We start from the raw sequence: 9,881 nt of genomic DNA, 5'->3' as shown, positions 1-9,881 counted from the left end.
GCTCGTCATTCTCCAGGTCAGTCAGGGCGGAGAGCAGCGCGCCGTCCCCGACCTTCGGGGGCAGGAGCTGACCCGTGCCCAGAGGGTGCTTCAGGAGCAGGGTTTTGCGGTCGGCGACGTGATCCGAATCAAGGACGGATCCCAGCCGGGAGGCGTCGTCATCGCCCAGAGCCCCTCGGCGCCCGCCAACATCCCCGTGGAGCGGAAGGTCGATCTTCTGGTCAGCGAGGGAGGGGGCGGCCGCGATGGGAAGCTGACGATCCCGGACGTCGCACGCCGTTCGGAGCGGGAGGCGCGGGAGATGCTCACGGCCAGCGGGCTCAGGGTCCTGGCGGTGGACAAGATCTACAGCCCCTCCATGTCCGAGGGAATGGCCATCGAGACTCGCCCCTCCGCGGGGGCTCAGGCGCGGGCCGGGGACGGGGTGCGCCTGAAGATTGCGACCCTGCAGAAGCCCGCGGGCTATGTCGAACCGGCGAACGCACCCAAGCCCGAGACGGAGTCGGGGGGTCGGGGCGGCGTCGTGGTCGTGAAGGTCCCGGGGCACGGGGACATTTTTGTGGGCGAGGGGTCGGCCGAACAGACTCCGGTTACGGAGGCCAACCCCAACCTGACGGTCCTCGATCAGGAGGCCGGAAGGCCGGAGGGCGGGAAGCGCCTGATTCCCAATCCAGCCCTTCCCCCGAGCCCGGAGACGCGCCCCGACGTCGAGCCCTCTCCTGCGGAACCCGTGCAGCCCCCGGCGCCGAAGCAGCCGTCGGCTCCTCTGACGCCGAAGGGTAAGGTCGCGAAGGTCCGCTATCAGGTGCCTCCTCTGGCGCAGCCTCTGGACCTGCGCATCGAGAAGGTGGACCCCTCGGGGAAGACGGTCGTCCTGGACCGCAAGGCGCGGAGCGGCGAGCTCGTCTCCCTGGAGGTCCCCTACGAGAAGGAGTGCGTCGTGACGTTCTACCTGGGCGGGGAGTTCGTCTGGCAGGACAAACATCAGTGAGGCCCGTCTCGGGCCGGCTCGATTGTCAGGAAGAGGACGGGGCTATGGAAGCGGAAACCTACTGGAAGGGTACGGGGAGTCGGACGCGGCGAAGGGTGTTGTTCGCTCCCTCCCTGCTGGGGGCCGATCCTCTGTGCGTCGGCGCCGCCATCGACGGGCTGGGAGGGCGCTACGACTGGCTGCACCTGGATATCATGGACGGGCACTTCGTCCGCAACCTGTCGTTCGGGCCCGCGATGGCGCGGGCGCTGCGCCGGCGCTATCCGGACGCCTTCATCGACGCCCACCTGATGGTGGATCGCCTGGACGTGCTGCTGCCCCTGTTCGTTGATGCGGAGGTGTCGCTGATCACCGTTCATGCGGAGACGGAACCGCAGCTTCTCCATGCGGCGCTCTCCTCCATCCGGAGGTCCGGCCTTCGGGCCGGCGTTGCCATGGGGCCGGCCACCGGCGTGGAGCGGGTTCGTCCCGTCCTGGAGATCGCGGATCTGGTTTTGGTCATGTCCGTCACCCCCGGGTTCGGAGGGCAGAGCCTGATCGAGGCGACCCTGGAGCGCACACGGGACCTCGTCCGGCTGAGGGCTGCGGAGGGACGTCGCTACCTCATCCAGATGGACGGCGGGATCAACGAAGAAAATGTGGGACGGGTGGCTCTGGCCGGATGCGATGTCGTGGTGACCGGCAGCGCGGTCTTCCAAAGCCCCGATCCGGGAGCTTTCCTGGAGTCCATGAGAGTTAAAGTGAAGGAGGCTCTGGACGATGCCGATATCGGATCGTGACGAGGCATTGAGGGAGCTGGGGCGCCTGGTCGCGGAAAGACGCGAGGAAGCGCGCCTGCTGCTTGAGGACGTATACGAACGGACGCGCATCCGCATCGAGTTTCTGCGCGGAATCGAGAAGGGGGATTACGCGGGTTTTCCGGACCTCGTCTACACCAAGGGGTTCGTCCGGACCTACCTCCGCGTCATCAACGCGGAGGATCTTCAGGAGCCCTTCATGGGGTGGCTGAACCGGTCGATGCCCCGGGGCCCGGAGGCCCCGACCAACGTGCTCGGGAACGGGACGTCCCCCACGAGGGGCTTCAAGCCCGTCTCGCACTTCTGGCTCTTTCTCGTCCTGCTGACGGCCTTGATCGGAACGGGGGTCTACGTCTGGTATGTCTGGTCCAGCGGAGGGCTCTCCCTGGACGCCTTTCGGACGATGCGGCCCGAGGATCCCGCGCTCTCGGCCCTCACCTCCGAGGACGCGTCGGGCGACACCGGGGTAGCCGGGGTCAGCCCCGCTTCGATGGAGATCATGGTCTCCGACCCGGAACGCCAACCCGAGTCGAAGCCGCTTCCGCCTCCTCCCAGCCTGGAGATCCGCGCGGTCTCCGACGTCTGGATGAAGGTGACGATCGGGGACAAGGTCCTGTTCTCCAAAACGCTGAAGAAGGGCTCCGTCGTGTCCTGGGACCTGCCTGTTCAGGCCAAGGTCTCCTACGGACGGCCCAACGCGGCCTCGGTCACCCTGAACGGCAAGGACCTCGGCGTCGCGAATCCCAAGGGCAAACGTTCGGAGACCTACTTCTACCTGCCGGACGGGAGCTACAGGAAGGTCAACTGAGGGCGCCGAATGGAGAGGCCGGGGACGGAGGATCGGGAGGGCCGTCCCCGGCTTTCGCCGTCTCTCGGGGGAACTGTCGGGAAGGTGGCTTTGCCGCATTGAACATTTTTTTTGTGAGCATGGGCTGTGCGAAGAACGGCGTGGACAGCGAGAACCTGATGGGACGCCTCGCGTTCGAGGGGCATACCGTGGTGGCGGACCCCGAGGATGCCCGCGTCGGCATCATCAATACCTGCGCCTTCATCCAGGATGCGGTGAAGGAAAATATCGACGCGATTCTGGACCTGGAGCTCCTCAAGGAGCGCGGGGTCCTGGAGCGGATCGTCGTGGTGGGCTGCATCGTGAACCGCTACGAGGCGGAGCTGCGCCGGGAGCTCGACAGCGTGGACCTGTTCGCGCGGGCGGAGGACTGGGATGCGGTCGTGAACTACCTCGCGGGGCTGGAGCACTCGGAGGTGTCGGCCTCCCGGACGGGCTGCGGACGCGTTCCGCTTCCGGGGACCCCGAGGTGGTCCCGCTACCTCAAGGTGGGAGAGGGCTGCGACACCTTCTGCTCCTATTGCTCCATCCCGCTCATCCGGGGCAGGCTGAGGAGCCTTCCCGTGGAGCGCCTGGTGGACGAGGCCCTCGCCCTCTGCTCGGAGGGAGCCCGGGAGCTCTGCCTCGTGGGGCAGGACCTCACGGTCTACGGCCGCGACCTCTACGGGGCCCCCGCCATAGAGCGTCTTCTGAGGGAACTGGACGCGGCCCTGCCCGACGGGACCTGGGTGCGGCTGCTCTACCTGCACCCCGACAGGCTGACGCCCGCCTTCGTGGACTTCCTGATGGAGAGCGGCAAGATTCTGCCCTATCTGGACGTTCCGGTCCAGCATATCGACGATACGATCCTGTCCAGGATGAACCGTGCCCCTGCGGGGGAGCATATCCGCAGGATGTTCCGTTACCTTCGGGAGAAGAATCCCCTGTTTGCCCTGCGCACGACCATCATGACGGGCTTTCCGGGTGAGACCGAGGTCCAGTTCCGAAGGGTCCTGGACTTTCTGGTGGAGACGGAGATCGACAGGGTGGGGGCGTTCGTCTACTCGCCCGAGGAAGGGACCCGCGCGGCCTCGTTCCCGGATCTCGTCCCCCGCGAGGTGGGCGAGGAACGCTATGCCCGCCTGATGGAGCTCCAGTCGGAGCTCTCGCGGGAGCGCAGCGCGCTCTTCGTCGGGCGTGAGCTGGACGTCCTCGTCGAGGAGGTCGATGGGGAGTCGGGCGAGGCCTGGGGGCGTTCCTATCGGGATGCGCCCGAGGTGGACGGCATGGTCTGTGTCTCGGGCGCGGGGGATGCCGAGCTCGGAACCTTCGTCCGGGCGCGGATCACCGACTGCGAGGAGTACGACCTGTTCGGCGAGGCCGTCGACAAGGGGGAGGGGGATGTCTGAGTTGAATCGCAGGGCGCTTCCGGTCCTCGCCGCGACGCTCGGGGGGCTGGGCTTTCTCACCAAGATGCCGGGGACCCTGGGGTCCGCGGCCGCCTGTATCTTTTACGTCCTTCTCCCGGTCCCCTGGTGGGGCATTCTCGCCCTGGGGGCCGTGGGCATTTGGGCGGCGGGAGCCTGCGCGCGCGCCATGGGGGCGGAGGACCCGGGGGCGATCGTCGTGGATGAGGCGGTGGGGATGTGGGTATCGCTTTACGCGCTCCCTGTCTCCTTTTCGCTTCCGGCGTTTTTCCTGTTCCGCGTGGTCGACATCCTCAAGCCCTTCCCGGTCTCCACGGCGGAACGGCTGCCGGGCGGGGTCGGGATCATGGCCGACGATGTGGTCGGCGGCGTGATGGTGAACCTGTTTCTTCAATTTTTGAATGGATACCTCTGGGGGCGGGGTTGGCTGTGGAATCTGTTCGTGAGCTGAGGTCGGCCGTCCTGGCCGCGGTGGGCGACGAGCTCCTGAGCGGGGTGCGCCGCGAGGGGAACTGCGCCGCCCTGGCCTGGCGTCTGCACGACGCCGGGTGGCGCGTCGAGCGTATCGAGGTCGTCCCCGACGATTCGGAATCGATCGTCGGGCTGCTTCGGCATTGGGTGGGTAGGACGGACCTGCTGGTCCTGTCGGGCGGGCTGGGTCCCACGCATGACGACCGGACGCGCGAGGCCCTGTCCGCTTATCTGGACAGCCCTCTGCGGCGGGAGGAGGCCCTTTACGACCGGATTGTGGGGCGATACGACGGGGAGCGCCGGGCCGCGCTGGAGTACGTCCGCTCCAGCCAGTCGCTGGTCCCGGCCTCGGCGCAGGGCCTTTACAATCCCGAGGGTTCCGCGCTCGGGATCGCCTTTGAGCGACGGGGGACGAGGGTTCTGAGCCTGCCCGGGGTCCCCTCGGAGTTCGCGGCGATGGTCCGGCAGGAGCTGCCGGAGCTCTTCGTTCCCTCTCACCGCTGGACCTCCGTCGTCCTGGCGGGCGTCTCGGAGCTGTGCGCGGTGGAGCGGGTTCCCGAGGTGATCGCCGACCCCGCGCTCCACGTGTCGGTGCTTCCCTCCTTCGCGTCGGTCGAGCTGGTCGTCCGGGGCGAGCCCGGCAGGGTTCGGGATGCGGAGGGGCTGATTCGGGACCGTTTCCCGGACGATGCGCTTCCCGCCGGCTGTGCGGCGCTCCAGGAGGCCGTGCTTCACGAGGCCCGCAGCAGGGGAATGACGCTTTCCTGCGCGGAGTCCTGCACGGGCGGACTCGTGCAGGGGGCCCTGACCTCGGTCCCCGGCAGCTCCGACGCTTTTCTTGGCGGCGTCGTCGCCTACAGCGACGAGGCGAAACGAAAGGTTCTGGGGGTGGACCCCGAGGTACTGACGCGGCACGGCGCGGTCAGCGGGGAGTGCGCCCGGGCCATGGCCGAGGGGGTCCTTCGGCTGTATGGCGCGAGCCTCGCCGTCTCCGTCACGGGCATTGCGGGCCCCGGAGGGGGCAGTGAGGAGAAGCCGACGGGGACCGTGTGGTTTGCCGTGGCCTCCATGGAGGAGGGCGGGGTACGGAGCTCCGCGTTTCTGCGGAACCTGCGGGGAGACCGGGATGGCGTTCGGGAACGGGCCGTGGCCTGTGCTTTGTCGGCCCTGTGGCGTGCCGCAAAGGATACGAAGCCGGGCGGCAGGTAGCCGTTTCCGATTTTAACCCACTGGACGGACTGAGGAAGGGATGTGAATCTGGCCTTGGCGAAGAAAAAAGTGCCGCAGACGCGCGAGGAGATGCTGGAACAGACCATTGAGGACATACGGGGAAAGTTCGGGCAGGGGTCCATCATGCGTCTGGGCGACAACGCGCGGGCGAACGTGGAGGTAATCCCCTCGGGCATTCTGCCGCTGAACATCGCGCTTGGCGTCGGGGGCTACCCCAAGGGGCGCATCGTGGAGATATTCGGGCCGGAGGGCTCGGGAAAGACGACGGTCGCCCTCTATGCGATCGCGGAGGCCCAGAGGGCGGGCGGGGTCGCGGCCTTCATCGACGCGGAGCACGCGCTGGACCCGCGGCTGGCGGCCGCGCTTGGGGTGGACGTCGAGGCCCTGTACCTCTCCCAGCCCGACAGCGGCGAGCAGGCGCTCTACGTGCTGGACGCGCTGGTGCGGAGCGGTGCGGTGGACCTGGTGGTGGTGGACTCCGTCGCGGCCCTGACCCCTCAGGCGGAGATCGACGGCAAGATAGGCGAGAGCCAGCTGGGCCTTCAGGCGCGCCTGATGTCCTACGCGCTGCGGCGGCTCACCTCCATCGTGTCCAAGACCAACTGCGTGGTGATCTTCATCAACCAGCTCCGGGCCCTGATCTCGACGGGATACGGGGCCGGCCCGACGGAGACGACGACGGGCGGCCGGGCGCTCAAGTTCTACTCGTCGGTCCGTCTGGAGGTGCGCCGCGGCAAGAAGATCGAGAAAAGCGAGGAGACCATCGGGCACGAGCTCTATCTGAAGGTGGTCAAGAACAAGCTGGCGCCCCCCTTCCGCTCCGCGCACACGAGCCTCATCTACGGCAAGGGCATCCCCATGGGGGTGGCGGTGGTCGACATGGCGGTGGACTACGAGGTCATCCGCAGGAAGGGGTCCTGGCTCTCCTACAAGGGGGAGACCCTGGGGCAGGGCAAGGAGGCGGTGGCCCAGTTCCTCGAGAAGAACCCCTCGGTGCAGGAGGAGATCATCCGGGAGATCATGGCGGAGGTCGCCAGGGGAATCGGCTTCCATCCCCAGCCGAACCCCGGCGGGGACCCGGACGCCCCGGAGGCCGCGGAGGAGGGCGCGGCGTCGCTCGAGGTCGATATGCTGGACGGCCCCATGGAGATCGAGGAGGGGATCCTGGACCTCTCCGACGACGACAAGTAGCTTATCCGGCGATGAGAGGCGGAGGGCCGACACGGGCGGCGGCCTCCCGCCTCTCCGCGGGGATCGGGCGGAGGAGGGCCGGGAGCTACAGGCGTTCCAGAACCCAGTCCCTCAGGACGACCGCCTGGTTGTGGGCGGTGTCCTTCGCCGCGTAGATCAGGCTGACTCTTCCCTCCCTCAGACGTTCGCGGACCCAGCCGAGGAACTCCGGCCCCATGGGGTTCGCGTTCAGCTCGCCCCGATAATGCTCCGCAAACTCGGCGAATCTGTCCTCCTTGTGAGCGAACTCCTGCCTCAGCTGCGTCGATGGGGCGATCTCCTTCCACCATCGTTCCACCCTCAGAGCCTCTTTCGAGACGCCTCGGGGCCAAAGCCGATCGACGAGGACGCGGCAGCCGTCGGAGGGGCTGGCCTCCTCGTACGCTCTTTTGAGCGCCAGGTCTGGGGCCATGTCCTCAAACCTCCGTGAGCCGGGCGGCAATCGTCCGGGTTTCCCTGAAGTGTTTTTTCATGGTTCGATCTTCTCCCTTCGTCCGCGAGCGTCGTCGATGAGGCGCCCCTCCCCGGGACCGCTGCGGTTTTCAAATCATACCTGTTTTGGGCGGCAATTGCCATGTTGAACCTCGATATCCCGTAGATCGCGCCCGGAGAACGGGGGGCGAAGCGGAAAACACCCTTGACAAACGGCTTCCGCAGATAAGAAACTTGAAGGGGGAGGGCTGTGTGCCTGCAGGCCCTGGAGCTGCGTTCGGCGGGAGGCCCCTCCGGGCTGAGGACGCGCGGATTCCATCGGCGCTCCCCTTGAATCTTTCGTGTTGGAGGCATCGGACCTTGCTCTCAAAAAATTTCATCCTGCACTCGGACTGGCCCGCCTCGGGCGACCAGCCGGAGGCCATCGAGGCCCTGACCCGGGGACTCGGACAGGGGGACCGTTTCCAGACCCTGATGGGCGTCACGGGCAGCGGCAAGACCTTCACGATGGCCAACGTCGTCGCCGCGGTCAACCGTCCCACGCTGGTGCTGGCCCACAACAAGACGCTGGCGGCGCAGCTCTACAGCGAGTTCAAGATGTTCTTTCCGGAGAACGCCGTGCACTACTTCGTCAGCTATTACGACTACTATCAGCCGGAGGCCTACATCCCGTCCAGCGACACCTACATCGAAAAGGACGCCTCCGTCAACGACCGTATCGAGCGGCTGAGGCTGGCCGCCACCAAGGCGCTGATCGAGCGGCGCGACGTGCTGGTCGTCGCCAGCGTCTCCTGCATCTACGGATTGGGGAAGCGCGAGAACTACGAGAACGCCATCTTCTCCTTCGCCGAGGGCGACCGGTGGGAGCACCGCGCCTTTCTCCAGCACCTGATGGAGAACTATTATGAGCGCAACGACACGGTGCTGGAGGCCGGGAAGTTCCGCGTGCGGGGCGACACCATCGAGATCTTCCCCGCCTACGACGAGAACTGTATCCGCGTCACCTTCTTCGACGACGAGATCGAGCGGGTGGACCTGGTGAACCCCCTGACGGGCAAGCTGGTGGAGCGGATGCCGGAGGCGTCGATCTTCCCGGCGCAGCACTACGTCACGCAGACGGACGCCATCGAGCGCTCCAAGCCCCTGATCGAGGCGGAGCTGGCCCGGATGGAGGAGCGCTTCACGAACGAGGGGAAGTTCCTGGAGGCCCAGCGCATCCGCATGCGCACGCGCTACGACCTGGAGATGCTCACCGAGGTGGGCTACTGCTCGGGCATCGAGAACTACTCCGTCTACCTGGACGGGCGCAATATCGGCGACCCGCCCGGCACGCTGGTCGATTTCTTCCCCGAGGACTTCCTGATGATCGTGGACGAGTCCCACATCACGCTGCCTCAGGTTCGGGGCATGTTCAACGGCGACCGCGCCCGCAAGACCGTGCTGGTGGAAAACGGCTTCCGGCTGCCCTCCTGCCTGGACAACCGGCCGCTGGAGTGGCACGAGTTCGAGGGGCACCTGCACACGGCGGTCTTCGTCTCCGCCACGCCGGGCGACTATGAGCTGGAGCACTCCGCGCAGGTGGTGGAGCAGGTGATCCGCCCCACGGGCATCCCGGACCCGGAGGTGCTGGTCCTGCCCGCGAAGGACCAGATCGACGACCTGATCGAGCGCCTGCGGACGGTGTCGGAGAAGGGGGAGCGCGCGCTGGTCCTCACCCTGACGAAGCGCTCGTCCGAGGACCTGGCGGACTATCTGCGGGAGCTGAAGTTCAAGGTGCGCTACATCCACTCGGAGCTGAACACCTTCGAGCGGGCGGAGCTGATCCGCGACCTGCGCAAGGGGGACGTCCAGGTCCTGGTGGGAATCAACCTGCTGCGCGAGGGCATGGACCTGCCGGAGGTGACGCTCGTCGCCATCCTGGACGCGGATCGGGAGGGGTATCTGCGCTCCTACCGGTCGCTGATCCAGATCATGGGGCGCGCGGCCCGCAACGTGGACAGTACGGTCATCCTCTACGCGGACGCCGAGACGGAGAGCATCCGCAGGGCGGTGGACGAGACGGGACGCCGCCGCGAGAAGCAGATGGCGTTCAACGCGAAGCACGGAATCGTGCCGCGCAACATCGAGAAGGAGATCAAGAGCCTGCTGCCGCAGGAGCTGCTGGAGGCCTACTCGCTGGACGGCGCGGAACGCGGCGATCGGAGGGACGGCGATGCGGAGACCCCGAAGCTCACGGTCAAGGAGCTGGAGCGCGCGATGTGGGAGGCGGTGGAGCGGCTGGACTTATGGCGATCGGGGTAACTCTTCTTCTTCTGCTGCTTATCTATCTTTCGTACCGCAGCTATCTCATATTTGCACAGCGCATCTATCCGAGTGCAGAGGGGTCGCGCATGGGATCGCTGGTCGCGGTCATGCTTGTCGCGGCAGGGGTGCATATTGTGCTGATCCCGGAGTGCTCCATCGCAGGACTTTACAAA

The 9,881-nt window shown here is 66.7% G+C and carries 10 protein-coding genes; 9 read left to right on the top strand and 1 reads right to left on the bottom strand.

The features are described 5' to 3' along the window. The 7 genes from Q0176_RS06220 to recA all read left to right on the top strand — a co-directional run. Window positions 1–991: PASTA domain-containing protein (locus Q0176_RS06220; protein ID WP_299300317.1), on the top strand; the 991-nt coding region annotated here is incomplete at its 5' end. Between the two features lie 44 nt (window positions 992–1,035). Further along, a complete protein-coding gene (locus Q0176_RS06215; protein WP_299300315.1) occupies window positions 1,036–1,770 on the top strand; it encodes a ribulose-phosphate 3-epimerase in 735 nt (244 codons plus the stop codon). After that, entirely contained in the window at window positions 1,751–2,596 is an 846-nt protein-coding gene (locus Q0176_RS06210) for a RodZ domain-containing protein (RefSeq protein WP_299300313.1), read from the top strand. The genes Q0176_RS06215 and Q0176_RS06210 overlap by 20 nt, the downstream gene beginning before the upstream one ends. A 98-nt stretch (window positions 2,597–2,694) precedes the next feature. Beyond that, the gene (gene rimO / locus Q0176_RS06205) at window positions 2,695–4,023 is read left to right on the top strand and encodes a 30S ribosomal protein S12 methylthiotransferase RimO (protein ID WP_299300311.1); all 1,329 of its coding nucleotides are present in this window, start codon (window positions 2,695–2,697) and stop codon (window positions 4,021–4,023) included. After that, window positions 4,016–4,492, top strand: a complete 477-nt coding sequence (locus Q0176_RS06200; RefSeq protein ID WP_299300309.1) for a phosphatidylglycerophosphatase A — start codon at window positions 4,016–4,018, stop codon at window positions 4,490–4,492. The genes rimO and Q0176_RS06200 overlap by 8 nt, the downstream gene beginning before the upstream one ends. Then, the gene (locus Q0176_RS06195) at window positions 4,471–5,721 is read left to right on the top strand and encodes a nicotinamide-nucleotide amidohydrolase family protein (RefSeq protein ID WP_299300307.1); all 1,251 of its coding nucleotides are present in this window, start codon (window positions 4,471–4,473) and stop codon (window positions 5,719–5,721) included. The genes Q0176_RS06200 and Q0176_RS06195 overlap by 22 nt, the downstream gene beginning before the upstream one ends. A 54-nt stretch (window positions 5,722–5,775) precedes the next feature. Further along, window positions 5,776–6,933 carry a recombinase RecA gene (gene recA, locus Q0176_RS06190; protein ID WP_299300319.1) on the top strand — a complete coding sequence of 386 codons (1,158 nt, stop codon included), beginning with the start codon at window positions 5,776–5,778 and terminating at the stop codon, window positions 6,931–6,933. An 85-nt stretch (window positions 6,934–7,018) separates the two neighbouring features. Here recA and Q0176_RS06185 read toward each other — a convergent pair whose 3' ends face one another. Then, the gene (locus Q0176_RS06185) at window positions 7,019–7,384 is read right to left on the bottom strand and encodes a DUF488 family protein (protein WP_299300305.1); all 366 of its coding nucleotides are present in this window, start codon (window positions 7,382–7,384) and stop codon (window positions 7,019–7,021) included. A 380-nt stretch (window positions 7,385–7,764) separates the two neighbouring features. On the opposite strand from Q0176_RS06185, the gene uvrB reads away from it, so the two are divergent. After that, window positions 7,765–9,705: an excinuclease ABC subunit UvrB gene (gene uvrB, locus Q0176_RS06180; protein ID WP_299300303.1), complete on the top strand. Its 1,941-nt coding sequence runs from the start codon at window positions 7,765–7,767 to the stop codon at window positions 9,703–9,705. Continuing rightward, window positions 9,690–9,881 (top strand): hypothetical protein (locus tag Q0176_RS06175; RefSeq protein WP_299300301.1); only part of this gene is annotated, 192 nt, incomplete at its 3' end. The genes uvrB and Q0176_RS06175, both read left to right, overlap by 16 nt.

The organism is uncultured Fretibacterium sp., from assembly GCF_938040765.1.
GTDB lineage: Bacteria > Synergistota > Synergistia > Synergistales > Aminobacteriaceae > CAJPSE01.
The sequence above is the reverse complement of the archived record's forward strand: the minus strand, read 5'-3'. Positions and strand labels throughout refer to the sequence as shown.

Coding starts and splice junctions, on each gene's coding strand:
- Q0176_RS06185 (WP_299300305.1), bottom strand. CDS start 7,384: ATGGCCCCAGACCTGGCGCTCAAAAGAGCGTACGAGGAGGCCAGCCCC.
- Q0176_RS06200 (WP_299300309.1), top strand. CDS start 4,016: ATGTCTGAGTTGAATCGCAGGGCGCTTCCGGTCCTCGCCGCGACGCTC.
- Q0176_RS06215 (WP_299300315.1), top strand. CDS start 1,036: ATGGAAGCGGAAACCTACTGGAAGGGTACGGGGAGTCGGACGCGGCGA.
- Q0176_RS06210 (WP_299300313.1), top strand. CDS start 1,751: ATGCCGATATCGGATCGTGACGAGGCATTGAGGGAGCTGGGGCGCCTG.